The organism is Leptothoe sp. LEGE 181152 (genome assembly GCF_032906605.1).
Classification (GTDB): Bacteria; Cyanobacteriota; Cyanobacteriia; order Phormidesmidales; family Phormidesmidaceae; genus Leptothoe; species Leptothoe turfae.
Map to the genome: position 1 here is coordinate 84,830 of NZ_JASATU010000022.1, position 22,114 is coordinate 106,943.

21 protein-coding genes are annotated in these 22,114 nt (G+C 48.0%); 11 read left to right on the forward strand and 10 right to left on the reverse strand.

The annotated features are described in order from the left end of the window. Positions 1–36: 36 nt before the first annotated feature. From QGP82_RS13915 to QGP82_RS13940, 6 genes are all read left to right on the forward strand, one after another. On the forward strand, positions 37–1,686 hold the full coding sequence (locus tag QGP82_RS13915; RefSeq protein WP_499059700.1) for an ABC transporter substrate-binding protein: 1,650 nt from the start codon (positions 37–39) through the stop codon (positions 1,684–1,686). An 84-nt stretch (positions 1,687–1,770) separates the two neighbouring features. After that, the gene (locus QGP82_RS13920) at positions 1,771–2,799 is read left to right on the forward strand and encodes an ABC transporter permease (protein ID WP_490794003.1); all 1,029 of its coding nucleotides are present in this window, start codon (positions 1,771–1,773) and stop codon (positions 2,797–2,799) included. Positions 2,800–3,016: 217 nt separating this feature from the next. Then, positions 3,017–3,280, forward strand: a complete 264-nt coding sequence (locus QGP82_RS13925) for a hypothetical protein (protein WP_163659162.1) — start codon at positions 3,017–3,019, stop codon at positions 3,278–3,280. Between the two features lie 160 nt (positions 3,281–3,440). Continuing rightward, complete coding sequence (locus QGP82_RS13930; RefSeq protein WP_163659163.1) at positions 3,441–3,779, forward strand: hypothetical protein; 339 nt, start codon at positions 3,441–3,443, stop codon at positions 3,777–3,779. Between the two features lie 183 nt (positions 3,780–3,962). Then, positions 3,963–4,841, forward strand: coding sequence for a FecR family protein (locus QGP82_RS13935; protein ID WP_499059703.1), 879 nt, complete (start codon positions 3,963–3,965; stop codon positions 4,839–4,841). Then, positions 4,822–7,497 (forward strand): CHASE2 domain-containing protein, encoded by a 2,676-nt coding sequence (locus QGP82_RS13940; RefSeq protein WP_499059705.1) that lies wholly within the window; start codon positions 4,822–4,824, stop codon positions 7,495–7,497. Before QGP82_RS13935 ends, QGP82_RS13940 begins: the two co-directional genes overlap by 20 nt. Here the strand turns inward: QGP82_RS13940 and QGP82_RS13945 are convergent. The 5 genes from QGP82_RS13945 to QGP82_RS13965 all read right to left on the reverse strand — a co-directional run bounded on the left by QGP82_RS13945 (position 7,475) and on the right by QGP82_RS13965 (position 12,605). Then, entirely contained in the window at positions 7,475–8,224 is a 750-nt protein-coding gene (locus QGP82_RS13945; RefSeq protein WP_163659166.1) for a metallophosphoesterase, read from the reverse strand. The genes QGP82_RS13940 and QGP82_RS13945 overlap by 23 nt on opposite strands. Positions 8,225–8,576: 352 nt before the next feature. Next, a complete protein-coding gene (bioB, locus tag QGP82_RS13950) occupies positions 8,577–9,602 on the reverse strand; it encodes a biotin synthase BioB (RefSeq protein WP_163659167.1) in 1,026 nt (341 codons plus the stop codon). 237 nt (positions 9,603–9,839) lie between these two features. Next, positions 9,840–10,415: a flavodoxin family protein gene (locus QGP82_RS13955; protein WP_163696394.1), complete on the reverse strand. Its 576-nt coding sequence runs from the start codon at positions 10,413–10,415 to the stop codon at positions 9,840–9,842. Between the two features lie 104 nt (positions 10,416–10,519). Then, the gene (locus tag QGP82_RS13960; RefSeq protein ID WP_499059707.1) at positions 10,520–11,413 is read right to left on the reverse strand and encodes a cold shock domain-containing protein; all 894 of its coding nucleotides are present in this window, start codon (positions 11,411–11,413) and stop codon (positions 10,520–10,522) included. A 106-nt stretch (positions 11,414–11,519) separates the two neighbouring features. Beyond that, positions 11,520–12,605: a radical SAM/SPASM domain-containing protein gene (locus QGP82_RS13965; protein WP_499059709.1), complete on the reverse strand. Its 1,086-nt coding sequence runs from the start codon at positions 12,603–12,605 to the stop codon at positions 11,520–11,522. A gap of 197 nt (positions 12,606–12,802) precedes the next feature. Between QGP82_RS13965 and QGP82_RS13970 the strand changes: the two genes are divergently transcribed. Both QGP82_RS13970 and QGP82_RS13975 read left to right on the forward strand, forming a co-directional pair. After that, positions 12,803–13,036, forward strand: coding sequence for a hypothetical protein (locus QGP82_RS13970; RefSeq protein ID WP_163666077.1), 234 nt, complete (start codon positions 12,803–12,805; stop codon positions 13,034–13,036). Positions 13,037–13,109: 73 nt separating this feature from the next. After that, positions 13,110–13,688, forward strand: coding sequence for a hypothetical protein (locus QGP82_RS13975; protein ID WP_499059711.1), 579 nt, complete (start codon positions 13,110–13,112; stop codon positions 13,686–13,688). A gap of 67 nt (positions 13,689–13,755) precedes the next feature. On the opposite strand, the gene acsF is transcribed toward QGP82_RS13975, so the two are convergent. From acsF to QGP82_RS13995, 4 genes are all read right to left on the reverse strand, one after another. Next, on the reverse strand, positions 13,756–14,844 hold the full coding sequence (gene acsF, locus QGP82_RS13980; protein WP_499059713.1) for a magnesium-protoporphyrin IX monomethyl ester (oxidative) cyclase: 1,089 nt from the start codon (positions 14,842–14,844) through the stop codon (positions 13,756–13,758). A 210-nt stretch (positions 14,845–15,054) separates the two neighbouring features. Next, the gene (locus tag QGP82_RS13985; protein WP_499059715.1) at positions 15,055–16,215 is read right to left on the reverse strand and encodes a hypothetical protein; all 1,161 of its coding nucleotides are present in this window, start codon (positions 16,213–16,215) and stop codon (positions 15,055–15,057) included. A 26-nt stretch (positions 16,216–16,241) separates the two neighbouring features. Further along, positions 16,242–16,715: a hypothetical protein gene (locus QGP82_RS13990; protein WP_163696386.1), complete on the reverse strand. Its 474-nt coding sequence runs from the start codon at positions 16,713–16,715 to the stop codon at positions 16,242–16,244. 63 nt (positions 16,716–16,778) lie between these two features. After that, the gene (locus QGP82_RS13995) at positions 16,779–18,584 is read right to left on the reverse strand and encodes a M48 family metallopeptidase (protein WP_499059717.1); all 1,806 of its coding nucleotides are present in this window, start codon (positions 18,582–18,584) and stop codon (positions 16,779–16,781) included. Positions 18,585–18,820: 236 nt separating this feature from the next. On the opposite strand from QGP82_RS13995, the gene QGP82_RS14000 reads away from it, so the two are divergent. Together QGP82_RS14000 and QGP82_RS14005 are read left to right on the forward strand one after the other, a co-directional pair. Continuing rightward, positions 18,821–19,306 carry a DUF4079 domain-containing protein gene (locus QGP82_RS14000; RefSeq protein WP_499059719.1) on the forward strand — a complete coding sequence of 162 codons (486 nt, stop codon included), beginning with the start codon at positions 18,821–18,823 and terminating at the stop codon, positions 19,304–19,306. 77 nt (positions 19,307–19,383) lie between these two features. Continuing rightward, on the forward strand, positions 19,384–21,261 hold the full coding sequence (locus QGP82_RS14005; protein ID WP_499059720.1) for a DUF6798 domain-containing protein: 1,878 nt from the start codon (positions 19,384–19,386) through the stop codon (positions 21,259–21,261). 38 nt (positions 21,262–21,299) lie between these two features. On the opposite strand, the gene QGP82_RS14010 is transcribed toward QGP82_RS14005, so the two are convergent. Next, positions 21,300–21,830 (reverse strand): GIY-YIG nuclease family protein, encoded by a 531-nt coding sequence (locus tag QGP82_RS14010; protein WP_163666092.1) that lies wholly within the window; start codon positions 21,828–21,830, stop codon positions 21,300–21,302. Here QGP82_RS14010 and QGP82_RS14015 point away from each other — a divergent pair. After that, entirely contained in the window at positions 21,829–22,095 is a 267-nt protein-coding gene (locus QGP82_RS14015; RefSeq protein WP_499059722.1) for a hypothetical protein, read from the forward strand. The two genes, QGP82_RS14010 and QGP82_RS14015, sit on opposite strands and share 2 nt — an antisense overlap. The last annotated feature ends 19 nt before the right edge of the window (positions 22,096–22,114 follow it).

The following is a 22,114-nucleotide window of genomic DNA, read 5'->3' on the forward strand; positions in this document are numbered from 1 at the left end:
GACAACTGTGGTCGGCTAGCGTATCGGAGATCCTCTATGTCGGTTCAGTTTTTGAGTGAGCGTGGTTGGCCAAGACCACTGCGCTCACTGGGTTACTACATTGGCCTTTTTAGCCTATGTCTGATTATGGCCGTTGCCTGTGGGGGTAATGGTGGTGAGCAAGCAACTGGTCCCACCACTTCAGATGGCCGTGTTGCCATGGGGACTACCCTGAAGGCCCGTACCCTGGATCCTGCCGATGCCTATGAAATTTTCCCTGGCATTCTGCTTTATAACCTGGGGGATCGTCTCTACACCTACGCCCCAGGCACCACCACCCTAGAACCTCAGCTGGCGACAGATATGCCCACCGTCAGCGACGATGCCCTGACCTATACGGTTCCTCTGCGAGAAGGGGTGACGCTGCACGATGGCTCTGCCTTTAATGCAGAAGTGATGGCGTTTTCCATTCAGCGTTTTATGGATAATGGCGGCCGTCCCGCGTTCTTGCTGTCAGAAAAAATTGATACGGTCGAAGCGACTGGTGAATACGAACTGACGATGACGCTTAAGCAGCCTTTTGCGGCGTTTACATCGTTGCTGACATTTTGGGGGGTGACGCCTGTACCGCTAGAAACCTACACCATTGGGGATGGTCAGTTTAAGCCGGAAGAATTTATTGGCTCTGGTCCCTATAAGCTGGCTTCCTTTAGTAGTGATGTGATTAAGCTAGATGCCAATCCAGATTATTGGGGAACAGCACCGGGTAACGAGGGCATTGATATTCAGATTTTCACAAGCCCAGCCAATCTCTACAATACTTTTCGCTCCGGCGGTTTGGATGTGGCTTATCAAACACTGGATCCCGACCAAATTGCAGCCTTAGAACGAGAAGCAGGACAGGGTGGCTGGAATGTGATTGAGGCGGGGTCAACCGTCGTTAACTATATGTCGCTGAACCAAAAGATTGCGCCTTTTGATGATTTGAATGTGCGCAAAGCGGTGGCCGCTATGATTGACCGTAATCTCATTAACGACCGCGCTTTTCAAGGCCAGGCAGAGCCTCTTTATAGCTTGATCCCCAAGAGTTTTGACGTACATGAGCCGGTGTTTGAAACCGCCTATGGCGATGGTAACTATGAGCAGGCGAAGGTATTTCTTGAAGAGGCGGGGATTACGGCGGCGAATCCGCTTGAATTTGAGATTTGGTATCCAACTGCTTCTACCACCCGTAGTGTGGTGGCTAACACCTTAAAAGAAGCGATTGAGTCTAATTTGCCAGGGCTGGTGACTGTGCAAGTGAGTACGGCTGAGTCAGCGACGCTGTGGGAAAACGTGGAGAAAGGGGTTTATCCCAGTGTCTTATCTAACTGGTATCCAGACTATTTTGACCCGGATAATTTTGTGCAGCCTTTTCTCAGCTGTAATGAGGGGTCTGAAGAAACGCTCTGTGAAAAAGGTGCAACCCAGGGGAACGGCTCGTTTTATTACAGTACTAGGACCAACGATCTGCTGGCTAAGCAACGTGCAGAGCAGGATGAATCGGTTCGTAGTGACGTATTTAAAGACTTACAGCAGGTGATGGTAGAGGATGTGCCTTATATTCCACTCTGGCAAAACAAAGATTATGTCTTTGCTGCGTCAGGTGTGGATGGTGTGGCGATCGAGCCAAACCAGCAATTTTTGCTATGGCAAATCAACAAATAAATGGTTTTGGCGAATTCTTGTGTAGGGGTGTTCCATGGAACGCCCCTACAGGGGAATTGGTTGGGTTAGATATGGGGGAAATACATGGCATCTCGGGCTAATGCGCTGCGTTATTATGTGCTGTCGCGGTTGATGCTGGCACCGTTGATGATCTGGACGATCACAACGGTGGTATTTTTGCTGATGCGGGCAACGCCGGGCGATCCGGTGGACGCGCTGTTGGGACCCAGGGCACCGATTGAGGCGAAAGAGGCATTGCGATCGCAACTTGGCCTCGACAAGCCCCTATTTTTTCAATACTTAGATTACCTGGGTCACCTGCTGCGCTTTGACTTAGGTAGCTCTATTGCAAGCCAGGGCCAAACCGTCTGGCAAATCATCGGCGATCATTTCCCTGCCACCGTGGAACTCACATTTTGTGGCTTGACCATAGCCGCCATCGTGGGGATCACCGTAGGTTCGATCGCGGCATCACGTCCTAATACGCCCATTGATGCAGGTGGCAGGCTATTTGGCATTCTCACCTATGCCACACCCATGTATTGGTTCGGCATGATTCTACAGCTGGTATTTGCCGTGCAGTTGCGCTGGTTTCCCATTGGCACTCGGTTTCCCCTTCTACAAACCCCTCCCGATGGGCCTACGGGCCTCTATCTGTTGGATAGCTTACTCCATGGCAATCTGTCTCAGTTTGGGACAGCTCTATATCACTTAGCCTTACCCAGCCTGACCCTCGGTATTTTGATTAGCGGTGTTTTTGAGCGCATGGTGCGAGTCAACCTCAAGCAGACTCTACGGGCCGATTATGTGGAAGCGGCTCGTGCCCGTGGCATTCCCGAATTTCGCATTATCACTGTCCATGCCCTCAGGAATGCCTTGATTCCTGTGATTACCATTCTGGGGCTGACCTTTGCGTCCCTATTGGGGGGTACCGTCCTGACCGAAGTCACCTTCTCCTGGCCTGGCCTGGCCAATCGATTTTTTGAAGCTATTTCTCAACGAGATTATGAAGTCGTGCAAGGGTTGATGACATTCTTTGGCACCATCGTAGCCCTCGTCAGTATTGCCATTGACATCCTCAATGCCTATGTCGATCCCAGGATTCGATATTGACGCAGTTCCATAACTTTATGCAAGTTTATAATTCAAAACATTGAATTTTGTAATAGTCTTGATAGAGCCCTACAGTTCCAGTCACTATTTGCTCGCTCATCAGCATCTTTGTTTTGAATAGCTTGATAAAGTCATGTCCCCATTAATAGACCAGAAGGCGTCGTGGCTGGCCTTTTTTCGACATTCGTGGCTGGACAAAGTACTCCAGTCCTTCACTATGGGGATAGTGGTTTTGGTATTTGCCGCAGGGGTGAGTAACGGAATGGCTAAGGTGCCACCAACGGTCAAACCCCAACCCTCGGAACCTCAAGCAGTGATATCCTCCCTACTGCTCCCTACACAAGCGAGAACTCGTTTGCGGCATCGGCGGCTGACCGCAGCATTGATGACAAGTCATCACCTGACCGCAGCCCATGTCTTTAGCCCCAAACCATCCGGCAAATTATCGGCAGAAACCCGTGAAATGTCTAAACAGGGATAGTTTGCCCCCTCCGAATATGAAGCATGGTTGCTTCTGCAGGATTTTTATAGAAGTGAGGACACCTGATGTGGTTATTATTTAGGTGTTTCTTAGCTTTGGTGATACAGGCTTGAACAGTTTTCAAAAGTTCATGTGTTGTTTGACGACAGCAAGCACATTTATGATGCTGTCGGTTGGTGGTGTATCGGCTCAATCTGAGGATTGTGACTTTTTAGTCTCTCCCCAAGAGTTCAATACCTTTGAGAATGACGACAGAATTGTGATTGGCCATGTTACAAGTCGGCCCTATATTGTGCTGCTAACCCATGATCTTGAAGAAAGCTTGCCTACGATTCGTGCCTGTATTCCTGACGCGTTTTTGACATCCTCAAGGTTAGGTAGCTATGTTCATGTTGCATCTTTTGACAACTACAGAGATGCAAAAGAACTGGTTGACTCCATTGATGAGTCTTTATCGCTCGATGTACGCGTCATTCATCGTGCCCGATTAGGTCGATAAACGTTATTCCTGGTGGTGTTTCTAGTGGCAGGCGGCTTATGCCTTTTAATAGCAACTGTTTCGGCCAAATGGCCTGAATCCACAGGCCATTGGCATGACCTTTAAGATTACGGCAAAACAGTCGTGCCATGATTTGTTTGTTGGTAATCTGTGCACACATCATGTATAGAAGGACCTAACAGGATGAAGGGGCTCAATCGCAACATGTTATCTCGTTATTTACGCCCACGTCGCCTGGTAATACTTACCGGTCTCGCCGTGGTCGCCGCGAGTATTTCCCTAAAAACAGATGCTCGCCCTCTCTCGGTACGCGTAAACCGCTGGCTAGAATTACGTAGCTTTAGCGGTACCGTCGATGTTCGACAGAGTAGTCAATGGGGACGTGCTCAATCCGGTCAGCGTTTGGGGGCAGTGGGTGATGGTATACGTACAGGAGCCGGTTCCCTCGCCCGACTCGCCGTCGATACTCAAGTGGGTTTTGTTAGTGTCTCTGAAAATACATTGCTGAGTATTATAGAGTTCTACACTACTCCACGGGGCGGTAAAGTTACAGAACTGGATGTCAGTCGCGGCCAAGCCAGAGTCTTTGTCAGACCGTTTACTAATCCTGATTCTCGTTTAGAGATTCGCACCCCAGCCGGTATCAATGGAGTGCGGGGTACAAATTTTGGTATTGCAATTCAACCCAGTGGCCGGTCGTCACTTGTTGTTGAAGAGGGTAGTGTGGCTTCTGAAGCTCAAGGGGTATCGGTACCCGTAAATGCTGGATTTCAAAATTTTACGATTCCGGGAGAACCCCCTTCTGAACCAGTACCTATTACTGAGGAGCCTAATTTTAACCTTTTAAGGTTAGAACGTCAGCGGCGTGAGGATGAATCAATTGTTGTCGTAGAAGGAAATACCTTTCCTGTCAATTTATTGGTGATTGATGAAGAAACTCAAGAGATCGATACTGAGGGGAACTTCGCATTAGAATTGCCTCTGTCTGCTAATCGACGTATTGAGGCGACTGTTGTTACTCCCCTTGGCAAAACGCAAGTCTATGAGTTGGTGGTCCCCTAACTGGCTGAGACTCTTGCGGCGATGTGAGCCATTGTTGCCAGGGTTATTTGTCAGTAGTTTTGTTGTCTCATTGTCCTACCTAGGGCTGATCAAGCCGCTTGATAATATTTCAAGTGATGTGCTAATTCGATTACGTGGATCAAGGGCGTGGAGTGATGAACTCATCGTCATTGGCATTGACGATCGAACGTTAAAGAAACTAGGAAGCCACCCACTACCACGCTCTAACTATGTTGAACTGTTAGAATTTTTGTTGGAAAGTAATAATCGGGTGGCTGCTTTTGATGTGTTGATGCCAGACAAGACTAAGGATGATGCTGCCTTGGCTGAGGTAATGGCAGCGCATCAGGGCGTTGTTTTGGCTGAGACAGTTGATGAGGAAGGGGAAATACTACAAGCGCATGATTTGCTTTATAAAAATGCGATCGCAAGTGGCCATATTGATGACTACAGTGATGACTTTGATGGTGTAACACGACGCCACAAAATTCACATTAATAACAGTCGTTCCTTTGCAAAAGCAACAGCTGAAGCCTACAGCCTGACAACGGATATTCTAGATGTTCCCTCGTTTGACAATGGGGTGATGCTGCTTAATTGGCCAGCCCCTGTTGCAGATCTTCCCTTTAGAAGTTTTATCGATGTTTTAGAGAGAAAGATTCCTGTAGAGGACTTCAATAATAAGATTGTCATCATCGGTGATATGGCCACTGGTCGAGACCGATGGATTCGCACACCGTTTGATAAAGATACTCCTGTCGAAGGTGCCTTTGTTTATGCCGCTGCTTTACATAATCTCTTACAGGAAAATTGGCTAAGAACAATCAATCCACATTTCGTCGCCGCTATGCTGCTGCTGGTCGGCCCCATCATCAGTTGGCGATTGCAGGGACGATCTTTTGTACCTCAGTTAGGTATCTGGATTATTGGTACAGGTAGCTGGTTTATTATTTGTTGGCTAGCCATATACCAAAACTATGCCCTGCCAGTGGTAGCGCCTATGCTGGTGCTTGGTTTAACCGAAAGTTTTATTGTATTTACCGATCGCTTGCGTAGTAGTGCCATTTTGCAAGCTCGTAATGAGTTCCTCGGCACCATGAGCCATGAGTTGCGTACACCACTTAATGCCATTATCGGTGTCTCTGAAATGATGCAAGAAACTAACCTGGATCCTAGACAGCGAGAGTTTAGTGAGACTATTCAGAATAGCAGTCAAGCCCTGTTGGCGTTGATCAACGATGTGCTCGATTTTTCTAAAATTGAAGCTGGGCGACTTGTGCTTGAAGAACATCCAGTCAATCTTCGCAATTCCGTGGAAGAGAGTTTGGACATAGTAGCTACCCGTGCTGCTAACAAACCCTTAGATCTTGTCTATATGGTGGATCCTGAAACACCACCTGTGATTATTAGCGACCCCATTCGACTCCGACAAATTTTACTTAATTTACTAAGTAACGCAGTTAAATTTACCGACAAGGGTGAGGTGGCTGTGATGGTGCAGTTAGCCCCTAGCGATGATCTGGGTGTCCCGGTTATCCGTCGTGCCCATCCTGCTACTCAATCCGTACTGTTGCTATTTACTGTGCGAGATACTGGTATTGGTATTCCGGCGGATCGACTGGCCCAGATTTTTGAGCCATTTCGTCAGGCAAGCACATCGACTACTCGTAAATATGGCGGTACTGGTCTAGGGTTGACCATTAGCCAGCGTCTGGCGGAAACCATGGGTGGTCGTCTGTGGGTTGAGAGTGAGATTAACAAAGGGAGTTCGTTTTTCTTCACGATTCGAGCCCATGTTGATCCTGTTACGGTTCAATCAGAGCGACCTGAAGCCCTAGCTAATTGGGCTGATCAACGTATTTTAGTGATTGACAAAAACATCACTCGCCGTACCAGTTTGAGGTGGCAATTAGAGGTTTTAGATATGGAAGTTGTCTTTTGCCGCAGCGTTGCTGAAGCCTTACTACTAGTTCAGCAAGGACAACAATTTGACAGCCTGATTTTAGATGCTGCAATTACTAAAATTGATAGGTTTAGTGCCATCGAATCGTTGCGGCAGGCCATGGATAAACCTAACATGCCTCTGATTTTGCTGGCAGATCTCAAGGAGAATCTCAGTCAAGAAGAACAACCTGACATAGCAATTGTTTGGAAACCTATCAAACAGGCAGCCTTATATCGTGCACTGATGCATATTCATCCTAAATCGGTTCCTGCACCTGTGATTAATTCTGCCTCAGAGTGTATTGAGGATGGTGATCAATCGTTAATGAGACTGAAGGTTCTGATTGCAGACGATAATCCAGTAAACCAGCGTGTTGCTCAACACATGTTGCAATTATTAGGACACCAGGCTGATACTGTCGCCACTGGTGGAGCAGCCATTGAAGCGGTGGAACAAGGAGACTATGATGTCATCCTGATGGATATGCGCATGCCACAAATGAGTGGTGTAGAAGCCACTCGTCGCATTCGCCAGCTGGGCCAGAAAATTCTTCAGCCTTGGATTATTGCAATGACGGCTAATGCCAGTTCTGAAGACCGTGATTACTGTCTCAAGGTAGGTATGAATGACTATTTAAGTAAGCCAATTCGTCGTGACAGCCTTGCTCGTACGTTTATGAATATTAATTCTAGGAATTTACCAACTGACTAGAACGCTGTTTAATTTTATGTTGTTCTACCGTTGCTGCAGCGTCGTGAATCGGGCGTATGCGCAGCATGTTATTGAATACATTGAACTGGTAAACCATCGAGCCATCCATATCTAGTGCTGTGAGCCAGCCACTTTTAGGATGATAAGCCCCTGTGTCAATGTCCAACCAACCAGGACCTCTAGCAATTTCTCCCGGTTCGACACCCGGTAAAGTAAAGGTGATCGTGTGGCCCGTAATAATTAGCTTATCTGGAAAATAAGGTTGTTTATGGCTATGGAAACCATCGCGAATCCAGCAATATTCATGGCTTGTTTGTTCTTCTAGGGTGCGTTGGGGATTTAATCCTGCATGTACAAGCCAGATATCTCCCAGGTCCATATAGAGCGGTAGGTCTTGAATCCAGTGGACGTGGTCAAATAAGTCGTCAACGCTGGTGTAGCTAGAAAGCGTAGATTGTCCGCCGCTGTAAAGCCATCCCTGGAATGCGGGCATATGGGCTTCTCCGTTGGGAAAGGCTTCTAGCAGTAATTGCTCATGGTTACCCATCACACACCGATAACCATTGTCACGCACGTAATTAACGACTTGACGGCTCTGAGGCCCCCGATCAATTAGGTCTCCGACAAAGTAAACCTCATCTTGGAGATTTAGATCCACGGCTTCCAGCAGTCGCATTAGACCGTCATAGTGGCCATGAATATCACCAATAAAAATACGACGAGGCATAGCAGTTGTGCTTATGTTTGATGTGAGTAGTTTGTTTGCCTACCGAACTATTGCCGGAGTGTGACATTTAAGCGCTGAAAACAACGCTGTAGATCAACTACCAGCAGATGCATTGCTCTAGTATGCCTCTTCCATACCTGTAGACAACACATGAATTGGCAGTATTTTCCAATGCTTTAAGTAAGGTTTATGGCAGCAACAGAAGTTGTTTGAAATAGGTTGCAGTGACTGTATTTAGGAATCTCTATGTTATCCATAGATTCATTGACGGGCTAATGAATTCTTGGATAAGGCTCAGTGTATTTTCTGGTACATCATTTTTTCATGTTTACCGACTTTCTTCAACTAACGTTCATGCAATATTTTCTGGCAGTGGACTGCCGTCCGGCGATTCTAGGACAAAGCCTGCATCCCTGACCATGGCATAGTCTTGTGTGGCACTTTGGCCTGCTGTGGTTAGATAATCACCGACAAAAATAGAATTGGCTGGATATAAGGCAAGGGGTTGCTGCGATCGCAAATGCACTTCCCGCCCTCCGGCAATCCGAATTTCCTGGGCTGGCAGTAAAAACCTGAACAAACACAGGATTCGCAAACAACGTTGAGGCGTAAGCTCGCTGCGACTAGCAAACGGAGTACCTTCGATGGGAATCAAAAAATTCACTGGCACGCTGGTCACATCCAGCTCTCGGAGGGATTTTGCCAGATTGATAATATCTTCATCCGATTCACCCATACCTAAAATGCCGCCTGAGCAGGTGGTTAGCCCAGCAGCTTGTACCGCTTTTACAGTGTCTAGACGATCTTGATAGCCATGGGTTGTGCAGATATCGTCATGGTGGGCTTCAGCCGTATTCAGGTTATGGTTAATGCGATCAACTCCGGCGGCCTTGAGTTGATGGGCTTGTTCCTCATTCAATAGCCCCAACGTGGTGCATACCCGCATTGGGTAGTCAGCTTTAACCGCTTGTACTGCATCTAAAATTTTCTCAAACGTCTGAGGTGAGGGCGTGCGGCCTGAAATAGCCATACAAAAAGTACCAGCCTTGAGCTGGTGGGCGCGATCGGCAGCAGCCAAGATCCGCTCTTTTGCCATCAGTGGATATTTTTCAATGTCTGCGGATGAGATTTTTGATTGTGAACAGTAGTGACAGTCTTCAGGGCAGAGACCACTTTGGGCATTGAGCAAAAAGTGGAGTCGTACTTGATTGCCCCAGTAGTGGTGACGTACCCGGTATGCCGCTGCCAACTGTGCCAAAATTTCTGTGTCATCAGCCCGTAGCACCCTCAATGCATCTTGGTGGTCAATTATCTGACCAGCCAGGGCCTGCTCGGCTAGCTGGTTCCAATCAACTGAGGTGCGTACAGATTGAATCATCCTATGGACTCCTTGTGACAACGGCATACGTGGGCCACCCTCTACGTTAATACGAGATGGGATTTTGGGGGGAGAACAATGCGAGAAGGACTTAGGACAAAGTTGAGAGAGTTATGAATTTTGAATTTTAAGTTCAGCCCTGCATCAGTTTCGTGATTATCCAAGGTGGTTCAACCATAATTCAGCATAACCTTCGGGAAGCTGCTAAAGCGTCTACAAAACTCATAACTCTCATCCCTAGGCTGCAATCTTTTGTGCCACAGTGACCACACGTTGTCCGTATAGGCGAGCTGATTCTAGATCACCGGGTTCTACGTTTGCAGGTGAACCACTCATATCCAAATAGCTTTGCCCCATAGACCCCATAAAAGAGCCTAAGCGATTCACACCAGTCTCAGGATTGGGTAGTTCTGCGTTGCCGACCCAAATCATGCCGTGCTGTGCCGCATTGATCGCGAGGTAGAGCAATGTGCCTTGCTTGTCACCACTGGGGGAAGCCGAATGGGTAAATCCCCCTGCAACTTTATCTTTCCAGCCCTGTTGAAACCAGGTAGCACTAGCGGCATCAATAAAACACTTAAACTGCCCAGCTACACCTCCCATGTACGTAGGAGTGCCAAAGACAATGCCGTCGGCTGCAGTGAGGGTGGTTAAGATGGCGTCATCCTGCCATCGACCATTCACAATTTGCTCACCCGTAATGCGCAGCAGGTGAGCTGTTTCACCAGTGGCTTCTACGCCTTTGGCAAGTGATTCAGCCATCAGATGGGTGTGACCTTGGCCAGAGAAATAGACTATTGCAATGGCAACCATAATCAAATAGAAAGACAACTAACCCAAATTTTAAGTTCAAAAAACTCGAACTAGTGATTGGGAATGGTTAACTTTCTTTGACAAAAGTTGCATCTCAAGAATCGCTATAGAATCCGAATGTGGTCTGCGTAGGCCTTGCCTTCAGTAATATGGGCGGTAACCTCAACATCCATGCCCCGCTCTAGTTGGCAAAATACTTCGTTGCCAATATATTTTTGATGGAAAATAATGTCGCTGGAACCGTCATGGGGTGCGATATAACCATGGTGGTTGTTCTTTTTAAGTTTGAATAATAGTTTTACAATCCCCGTTTTTGTAATGGCTCTTGGGTCAGCAGTAGGTGTTGACGTAGATTTTGGCGTGGCTTTCTCGGGCTGTGGCAGCTGTTTAGTATTTAGCTGTTTAGCAGCATCTATGGCGAGTAATGATGGGGATGGTTGCGTTTTGTTGGTGTCGATGTCTGTGTCGCGGAGTAATGCAATCTCTGAAGAAAAGTGCTCTAAATTTCTGATGTGTTCGTGAGGTAAACTCTCTTCTTTTGGTGTCTCTGTTGAAACGACTCGGGGTTCTGGCTGGTCTCTTCTAATCTTATTTTGAGTGAAAAATGTTTTTGCTGAATCTAACGTTTGCTTTGGTTGTTCCTGCACCCGATTTAGTTGAGTCGTTGGGTTGGATAGTTGCTTGCTTAAACTTTGTACTGCTGAACAAGGAGAGTACTGATAGTCACTGAGTAATATTCTGAAATTAGAAGAGTTGGCTGCCCTGTTGGCGGCTGGGTTGGGTGATGGAGCTTGGTGTTGTTGTTTTATGGGCGATGTTGTATCTGTTAGCCCCTGTTCTGGCTGATTTTCCTGCACAGGCATCTGGGGCGGGAGTTGCTTTGATGACGTTAGTCGCTGTGGGGGTGAGGGATAATGACGGCGATTTTGTTCTCCTTTAAACTGAGTTAATATTCTTCTCAGCCAGTTTAAAAAAATCCGTATAAGTCGCCGTCCCATGGGCACCTAAGCAGTAAAGTGACACCCTATCTTACCTCTGCTTCGAGCTTTTCTAAGGTAGAGCGCTACTGGTTGGCTGCAAAGTCAGCTACGCTCAGCGTAGCCCCTAAACTTCGCCCCAACCTGGCTGCAAACGTTTCATGATGGGGTTATACACCTTAAAGTAAGCAACTGAACCTACTTGCCGCACGAATGCTTTTTGGGATGTGTCCGCTCCCATGCAACGTTGACACACGGGATTGGTGACTTGGAAACGGTTAAATCCCTGGCGGAGGCCGCAGGCTGGCTGCTGTGTATCCAAAATATCGCTTAGGGAGTGATCTTGCAGATTGCCTAGCGGAATCTGACCATCGTAGTCTTTACAGCAGGGCACAACGGTGCCGTTGTACAGAATGCCTGCCTGGTCTGACGTACCGTTGCAATAACCAAACTTGGCGGGGATGACCTCTGTGCTCTCCACATTTCCCCAGCTATCCAGGGGGAATGTTTCTAGGGCAAGTTTGGGAGTAAGTTCGATAACCTGCCACCGACCTGGCTTATGGCGGGCAATACGTTGACGCAGGTCATTATCGCTAGGCCGTTGATCGCAACCGTCCAGTAATCGATCGGCCCAAGCGGTTAGTTCTTGTTGCATCTGGGCCTTGCCTTCGACCACATGCATCTGTTTGTGCGGTACCAAAAATGGGTGTGGTGTAGTGTCTAAGAATTTTAGGTGTACCCGGGTTTTAGATGTGGAGTCGGCGAGGTTAGCCCTGACATATTGGATAATGCCATCAAAATATTGCTCAGGTTTGAGCTTGGGGGGCGCACCCCGAATAATGAACGTGACTGGATCGGGAGTTTGTAGCGAGATGGTAACTTTCGGAATGCCGGAGGCAATTAGCTGCTGACGATGTTTAGGAAAGATGTGAAACGTGCTGCCATTGGTGGTGAGATGTAGGTTTAATCCTCGTGCCAATGCCATATCGATGGCTTTAAAAATGTGGGGATAGATTAAGGGTTCGCCCATCAGGTGAAAAGCAACGATTTTGGCCAGGTTCCGTTCAGCAATCTCATCTAGTGCTTTTTCAAGCAGGTTCAGGTCCATATGGCCACGCTTACGTTCCATGATGGCGTCTGGGCAAAAGTCACATTTAAAGTTGCAAACGTTAGTAACTTCAAGGTGGATGCGCTCAAGACGGTAGCTGACCATTGCAAAGATGATTAATTTATAAGGTCGCCCCAGCTTAACAAGGTCGTGTGAAAGCAGGCTGAGAATTTTGTAGGGATGTAAACCGAATAGGTCTGATATGACGGGGATCGGCCATTTATCTTGCTGAGAGATTAAGCTTTTTGGGAGAGTCACTTGCCTACTGGAAAGTTGGCTCTAGCCTGATAAGGAATCTTTTTATGCTCAGGGAAATTATGACCGTATCGACATCAACTGATGATTTGATTAGGCTTTCGGAAGTAGAGCGCATTGATCTACTCAAGGGCTATGCAGAGCAAGATGCTATTTTTGGTAGCCCCAATCCACGCTATAAGCAATGTAAGGTGTATTGCGATCGCTACCTCGATATCCGCATCCAATTAGTAGGTACCGATGGCTTAACCGATGCTGACTGGGATTTGACCATTTTCTAGAAAACGGGCTTGTCAAAACGTTCAATTTCTAAGTCAGGGGTAAAATTGGCAACGCAGCTCCTAGCTAAACAAAATGAACGAGAGTGCAGCCGTTTTAGACCAAGCCGCAGGAGCGCAGAGAAAATCATCTGCTGCGCTCCCCCCAGCTACAGACTTAGTAGCAGCATTACAAACCACAGAAAAGCGCATTAAGCATAGCTATTCCTTAACTGACTTAGTTGGCACTTGGCGACTATGCTTTATCACAGGCACCAAAAAAACACGTCAGAAGAAAACAGGGGTCGCTCTAGGGGCAGGCCGATATCTGCCTAAAATCATCAAGATTCAGCTCAACTATCAAGCCACGGCAGATGATCAAGGTCTGGTGAAAAATTCGGTCAGCCTAGGCCAGTTGAAGCTGGAACTGACCGGCCCTGTCAAATTTTGGCATAAAGCTCGGTGCTTAGCATTTGACTTTACCCAGATCCAGATTGTGTTAGGTGGCCTCACTTTATATAAAGGTCGAATGAGACCTGAGGCAGCTGATCAGGAGTTTTTCCAGCAATCTCTCAAAGAACAAGCCTTCTTTAAGTACTTTTGGGTAACTGAGACGGGCATTGCGGCCCGTGGCCGAGGCGGTGGCTTAGCCCTGTGGTATCGGGAGGATGGATAGCAAAAAAAACAAACAGCCGGGCCTTTTTGCAAAAAGGCCCGGCTGTTAACGTTGAAGCAACTGTTATCTAGCGAATAACGCCACGGGTAGTTGCCATATCGATGGGCTTCATGAAGTAAAGCTGAACCATTTTCACACCGATTTTTGCGATGTGAGGCAGCTGACGTAGAAGCTTCACAGGCTTAGGCTGATTGCTCTTGCCAATCTCAGCGACCTTCAAGCTGGCATCAGACGCTGTATCCATATGCTTGAAGAAGTCGGGGTGCTCTACATTCAGCATCACAGGGAAGACCTTAGCAGCTGACTCATTGGTCTTTTTGATGACGTGAATATCGTACTCACGTGCATCTAGACCTAAAGATGCGTAGAAGCCACTGCGCTGAATATCATTCAAGAACATCGTGGCAAATACCGACAGCAGGAAGAAACGGCACCATAGCTTAGCCTGCCAGTCATTGAGAATCTGGGGCTGCGCCTTCATGATGGCGGAGAAGAAGTCACCATGGCGGTTCTCATCCTGACACCAGTTCTCAAAGAACTGGAAGATAGGATAAATCCGATTCTCAGGATGAGAATCTAAGTGACGGAAAATAGTGATGTAGCGCCAGTAGCCAATCTTCTCAGACAGATATGTGGCATAGAAGATGAACTTAGGCTTGAAGAAAGTGTAGCTCTTGCTCTTGGTCAAGAAACCAAGGTCTAACTGGAGGTTGAAGTCCGACATCGCCTTGTTGAGGAAGCCTGCATGGCGAGCTTCATCGCGGGACATCAGGGTAAAACCTTCAGCTAGAAGGGGGTTTTTGTCCTTAAGACGACGACCTAACTCCTTATAAAGCAGGAATCCAGAGAATTCAGCTGTACAGGAGCGCTCTAGAAATTCAATAAATAGAGCTCGAGTGTCACCATCAATGTGCTCCCACGACTGGTCAAACACATCGGTCCGCACGAAGTGATGGCGGTTATAGTCAGCACGAAACTCTTCTATGATGGCGCGTACCTCATCTTCATTGACGGATAGGTCCATCTCGGCCATTTCGTCAAAGTCAGTGGTATAAAAGCGAGGGGTGAGGATCGTGTCTTTAGAAGGTGCCTTAACCCCAGGCCGTAGCTCATCAAATCGAGTATTTTCCTGAGGTTTCCTTAGGGAATCTACCATGAGTCCTCTATCAAGATATTTATGGTTAAAGCGCTATGAAACCGCATTAAGGTGTCGGGCCAGTAAATTGATAAAAAACTGGCATCGTACGTGGATTCTAGTCTACCAAGGTCATTGACTTGGAGCAGCCCGCAGGTAACAAATAGGTTACATTTCGCAATAAACCCATACTTATCAGTGCGTCTAGTGAATGGGGATAATAATAAAAACCTATAGTCGTTCAGGTGTGGGTAAGGGTTGATCACCCCGCAGACGTCGCCAAAGAGGGCTGCAAATCCATATCAATACAAACGGCAATAGGGCAAACCAAAGGGTTTGGTAGCTGAGTAAACCAAATAGGCCAAAAACCTGACGAGGCATGGGCGTGGTATTCCAAAGTAGGCCAACTAGTAACGCTGAGCCCATTGACCCTGCTGCCAACAGTGATGATGGCAGTTTGTTTAAGCATTGGAGTCTTAAAACTTTGGGATAAAACCGTTCATACAGCTTTTGCCAATCTGGAAAAGCGGCATACATGCTGAGCACCGATGTGAATGGAATGCCCAATAACAGTGTGTTGAAACTATGGAAAATAGGGGCTAGTCGAAAGAGCAGAGCTTGGGAAAACCGATTAAAGAGAACTAGAACAAAGCAGGTTTCAAATAGCAGCACCACATATTGTGAGGGAATTGACAACGCAGCAGTACGGCCTATGTGTGGTCCCAATGGATGAATGGGAAACCCATTGGTGAGATGGCTTTTAACTCCCTTTGCGAGGATAAAATCGCCCACTAGCCGGGGTTCAACCAGCCAAGCCACCTCCATCAATTTCACCGCCGCCGCCGACAGAAATAAGATGGATAAAATTACCATGAGCCCGCGTGCTGGCCATATGTAACGCCAGGAAGATGAATGAGGTGAGGTGGCGGGGTGCCCATGCTTTTGTTTTAGTAACGCATCAATGGAGTAGGTCTCGCCCCATCTAGAAAACAGCATGAACAAGGGGACATAAAACACCGTGAGTACAATGGTACGTTCTTGAATGAGAAAGCCAGTGCGAAACCCTGCTAACCCAAATCCCATGAGTAAAACACCTAGGGTGGCTAGACGGGTTCTATACCCTAGCAATAGCAACACTAATGCCATCACCAAAAGTGTTTCCATGGCAGCGTAGCCGCCGTCTGGTAGTGGCGATAGTCCACTCAATAAAATAGTTGGGTCCCAGCGACTTGCGGGCACCAGGTTCAGCTCAGAGAAGTTTAAGGGGCTGAGAAACCAGAGATAGAACAAGCTATAAACAATGCGATAGAGGCCCATGCGTCCAGCCGCATTTTGGGCAGGGCGTGTGAGCCACTGAACATAGCGACGTTCAATCCGCTGAAAAAATCTCATAGGGGCTTAGACAGGCTTAGACAATTTCAGTCTGTGGGATGGGCAGCAAAACGATCAATCAGAACAGTCTGGGCAGGTTGATGAATGTCCATGGGAGGCTGTTGGTCAAAGTCGACTTGCCAAAAGTAACGCCAAGCCTCAACCTGCTCAATTTTGGTGTCAAGGGCAAATTCTATTTGTTGAATCAGGTAAGGGCGATAGATCGCCTGCTGTTCAGCGTTGCCTTCTATGGCATTTTGCACCAGCTGGTGCCCAGGGGTTTGGTTAGAGGTGTCGTTATCCAAGGTGTAGAGATCCATGGGGCGTAAGACATGCTGTTGCCCAGAACTGTCTACAACGTGGAGTTCAAGACGACTCACTTCAGTGGGGGGGCTATAGCCATCACCAGTGGAATACATGTCCCACCAGGTGAATGGCCAAAGACTTCCTCCCAGGGCTAGTAGCAAAAAGGATATGCCTGCCGTGAAATATTTGGCTAATCGTAATTCCTGAGCTTCCATGAGCGTCAGTTTATCCCATGGCTGATGTGAGGTGAAGTAGGCCAGCTTGGAAACTAATAGACCCTATTCTGCTGCCTCATCTGTCGTGACAGGCTCTGTTTCAGCATCCATGGCTTCTTCTTGCTCTTGTTGAACGTCCTCAACGGCTTCTTCGATTTCGTCATCGTCGGCAACCGTTTCATCTTCAACGGTTTCGCCGTTTTCATCTTCATAGGCAGCGAGTTCTACCTCGGCCCTGGCTTGCTGCGCTTCGTGACCCAGTACACCCTCGTAGGCATAGCGGTTGTAGCCGCCATTTTCGACAATGGCTTGTAGATAATCCACGCGGTCCTGGGGGGCTGGGTGGGATGCAAGCCAGGGGACAACTTGACGGTCTCCGTAGCGCTCTTCTAAGGCAAGCATGAGACCATGCATGCCATCGGCGGCATAACCGCTGGAGGCCAGGATTTGAGTGCCGACGATATCTGCTTGTCGCTCCATGCTGCGAGAATAGCCCGAGACAATCGCGTTGGTGACTAGGCCTGGCAATGGTAAGTACTGGGTGAGGCTGGCGGTGAGGTTGCCCTTGGTCACCATTTGAAACCCGTGGGAGAGGACGGCGTGGGAGATTTCATGGCCCAGCAGTCCAGCAAGCTCAGCTTCGCTATCGGTGTCGAGAATGGCCCCAGCATTGACGAAGATTTTGCCGCCAGGTAGGGCAAATGCATTCAATTCTCGGTCAAGAATGACATCGAAGGTGTAGTCAAAATCATCGCGACCGGCTACGGAAGCTAACTGATTTCCAATGCCACGGACATAGGCTAAAAGCTCTTCATCTTCGGAGAGGGGAAGCTGCTCGCGGGCTGAGTTAGCGACTGATTCTCCTAACGATTTTTCGCCCTGCAGCAGGATCAGGCTGGAGTTGAGGGCGGTAAAGGGACCGTATAGACCGCCAGTGAGGATATAACCAGCGGCTCCAGTGAAAATGTTTGCGATCGCATTATTCCGAATTTTGGCATTCGTGGCTGACTTAAACCGATCCAAGTTTTCATCAGCTAGATTGGCATAGTGTTCTGCGTCAGGATGCTCTTCATTCAATAATGCAAATTGACGTGACGCAATCGATGCTTCAATCCATTCTTCTTGCTTCATCATCAACTCAATCTGAGCACTGAGTAAATCAGGATCGTATGGATATAGTGTCAGTGCCTTTTCCAGAACTATTTCGGCATCCTCTGGACGCTCGTAGGTTTGGAGTAGCTCGGCATAACGCAGATGACCTGGGATAAAGGCTGGAACTTCTTCTGTGAGTAAGCCTAAGGGAACCAGGGTTTGCGACTCTCTGCCCGCCTCTATGCCACGGGCAGACTCGCGCCAATAGACGGCTCCACCGGGGGAAAGCTGCTCAGGATTGCGAAAAGGTTCGGCTGGAATATTTTCTAAATCATCATCATCGCGCCAACCAAACGTTTTGGCTTCACGATAGTACTCTTCGGCAGTGGCAATATCACCGGCCAGATATAGTCGGTCTGCCTCTATAATCAGCTCTCGCTGAAACCAGGTTTCTTGTTCCAGGGCGGCAGCTTCAGCATCGTATTCAACCTCATCTTCCGCTACAGTTTCAGCGTCTGAGGCCTCGTCACTAGTTTCGTCAGCGGTATCCTCTTCAACCTCATTTTCCGCTGTAGTCTCAGCGTCTGAGGCGGCGTCGTTAGTTTCCTCGCCCGTCGGTTCTACACTCTGCTCTGGGGTGTCACTACTACCACTATTTTGGAGAATGATATGACCAGGGCGTTCTGATGCTCGACCTGGCAACACTGGGCTCAGCAGTAGTGTAAGGCTCAACCCCACTGCTAAGAGCAGCGCAAAACGTTTATTGACCTTCATCATGGCTCGGAATAACGAAGCGATTGGATCTCAGAATGATGCTCGGACATCCCTAATGGGACTATTTTGCCAAATCTGCCCTGGAATAACCTGAGCGATCGTGCTTGTTTGAGGGTCTTGGCTGCAAATGTATGGGTGACATGCAGGTTTTTTCTCGGTGAAAGTCGCTTCAATACGACGGCAGAATGGAAATGAGCGCAATATACTAAGTTTTATGACGCGTTAAGAGGTTACCCACCATGACTCCTGAGACCCTTGAAACTATTAAGCCTTATCTGAATTTTTTCCATCCGATGTTGATGTGGGTCCTGTTTGGCCTCACTGTATATGCCATGTATTTGGGCTTCCAGAGCCGAAAGGTCCGTTACGCCAGTGGTGAAGCAAAGAAAGAACTCATCAAAGGCAAATTTGCCCTTAAGCACCACCAGATCGGGTCAATCATTTTGGCACTGATGGTACTCGGTACCATCGGCGGTATGGCTGTTACCTATATCAACAACGGCAAGCTATTTGTCGGTCCCCATCTATTGGCTGGTCTAGGGATGACGGGTTTAATTGCGATCGCAGCATCCCTTGTGCCCTACATGCAGCGTGGTAGCGAAACTGCTCGCTTGACCCACATTAGCCTCAACGTAATTCTTGTGGGTTTGTTTGGCTGGCAGGCGGTTACCGGTGTGCAAATCATGCAGCGCATTTTGGATAACGTTTTTGGAATCACGTTTTAGTCAGTGATTTTGTGTTTTTCACCTAAATAATTTTGAAAAGGGAGCGGCTAATGGGGCGGCTCCTTTTTTGATCAGAGGTGCCATTGCGTTTTAACCTGATCGCTAGACCCCACGAACTCTACTGGATGATGGCCAACGCAAAAACAATGACTACGCCTCCTGTGCTGATGCAGCTGGCGATGGCACTGAGTGGTTTAGTGGCCTATGGTTACAACTTCTCAAAAGAGAATGTTTTTAATCAGATGCCTGCGGTGATGGCTCTGGTAGACCCCACACTCTACAGTCAGGACTTCTATGTGCAGGAGATGCTCCAGTTCACACCGAGGTCCTACTATTACTATGCTTTAGCGCTACCGGTGAAGCTGGGCTTGAGTGTGCCGATGGTCTGCTTTATTTACTTTGCGATCGCATTTGCAGGCTTGAGTTTGGGGCTATATGCCATTGGTCGAGAGTTGGGGCAGTCTAAACTGGCTGCCGCGGCTTTACCCTTTCTGGGCTTAGCTGTTGTGGATGGCACTGTGGGGGTTACGGATTTGTTTCGGCGCTCTCCGAACCCCAGTGTTTATGCCATTGCGATCGCGGTTTGGGGGATTTACTTCTGTTTGAGGCAGCAGTGGATACGGGGCTATGTCTTATTTGGCATCAGCTGTCTACTACAGTTTCTGGTTGGTTTGTTGCCAGGGGTTTTATTCACTCCGGCGTTGATTTTTTATTGCCTCAGGCACAAACGACCCAAACAGCTTTTAGGGGCATGGGGAGCCCTGCTGGTTTTGGCAGGCATGGTTTACAGTCCCATGGTGCTGAGTGGTAATACGAGTAGTGATTTGCTCAGCAATTCAGACTTTATTTGGCTCTATGGCTATGTGCGACACCCCCACCACATCATCATGTCCCACTTTTCCGTCAAGAGCTGGTGGCGGTTTGTTCACTTTTTGGTGGCAGGTTTGGCGTGTTTATATGGCTCTCGACAGTTAAAGCCCAATCACAAAATGACCATTGGCTCTGCCATGGTGATGGGCTGTGGGCTCTTAGCTCTTGGCTATTGGTTTGTGGAGGTTTATCCCATCGCGACTGTGGCTAAACTACAGTTTGCGCGAACAACACCGTTTATTTTGCTAATGGCGCTGACGGCTATTGCTGTGTATGCCAGCGAACACTATCGCCGAGGGAATCAGGCGCTGGCATTACTCTTAATTGCTGCGCCTGTTGTCGACAACTATGGTGGACTGACTACTCTGGTGGTGGTGGTTTTAAGCCTGATTAAGCCGGGCGGAGACACCTTTTGGAAGCATGTGAACCAACGGGTTAACCGCTTTCCGGTCCTGAATTATGCACTCTTTTTGATTGTGCTGACGGTGACCTATTCCTTCCATTTGGCACTGTTTTTAAGCTTTGCGTATCCGTTTTTGTTAGAGGAGTTCCCTGCCCAGGTGAAACGGTTGCGTCCAGCGGCTTATGTGATCACTGCTGTATGTGTTGTGTTTGTCGGTCTCAATCTGGGTGGTGTGATTGTTCATCGCAGTTTGGGGCCTGTTCATCGGGCGATTAAATTTGCTCCGTTATATGATCACCCGGTGAAAAAGCTGGGGGTAACCTTTCGCGATCGCACCCCCACTGACGCTCTGGTGCTGGTACCTCCCGCAGATCGGATCTTTCGTTTCTATAGCCAGCGCTCTGTAGTGGCTACTTTTAAGGCATTTCCTTTTACAGATGCTGGTATTGTTACCTGGCAACAGCGGCTAGAGGCGATGGTGGGCACATTGCCAGCCCCTGCGGAAGATAAGTTAGATGCAATATTTATGCAGCGCACGGCGGCGGAATTAGTCGATGTGGCAAAGCAGTTTGGTGCAGGCTATATCCTGACTCGACAAGAATGGCACCCAGATATGCCCGGCACCTTAATAGGCGAACAAGAAGGCTGGACAATTTGGGATGTGAATAGCGCCCCTAATTAAGCCGGAAAAGCTTCTCATCCTAAACGTCCCGCTTCATACTATTTGAGAGCTAATAATCCCTGTTCTTTGAGCTTGGGATTGAACTTAATAGGGATCTGAGCACCTCGGTCGGCAACTTTGGCTTTGACGTCGGCTTCAACGCGGCGGGCTAACTGTTTGAGTAGTTTATTGGTTTGGGAGGGTTCGGCATTTGCGATCTCATCCCGTTCCACCTCTGTCATAAAGGCTTTAGCATCAATGGGTTTTTCCCACATAGTTTGCTGGTCAGCGTTACCAGGTGGGATGGTGCCATATTCTGAGATCCAGGACTTCCGAATTTCCTCTAGCAGTGTGCGGCTAGGGCGCGTTACTGTGTGGACCTTAAACCAGTGGCACTGCTGCGGACAGCGCACTAAATGCTGCGTGAGCCCCACACTGACATCTCTTGAGTAGCCAACATATTGCAGCGTTTTAGCCTCATCAAAAATGGCATAGATACCCACTTTGCTAGCTAATCCTGGTGGTAACTCACCCTCCACTAAATAGGGATGCATATCTAAATCAGCCAAAGTCGGTGTGGTGTCAGCCATGAATTACGTTAGAGCTCACTACGTCCCTCATCCTAGTGTTGACGGTCAAAAGATCGGTATTCTTTCCAATAAACTCAACGATTGCCGTCCCACGTGTTTCAAAAAGAAACACTATAGTGAAGAAAAATTCCGCCATTTCGCCATGAGTACCCCTACCCCAAAAGACTGGACCAATCGGATCATCTTCGTTTTACTCATAGCCTTTATTGGCTGGCAACTATTCCGAGTGGGCTTAATTGTGGGCGTCGCCAATGGTTGGCTGTAGCCAAAAGGTGTTTGAAATA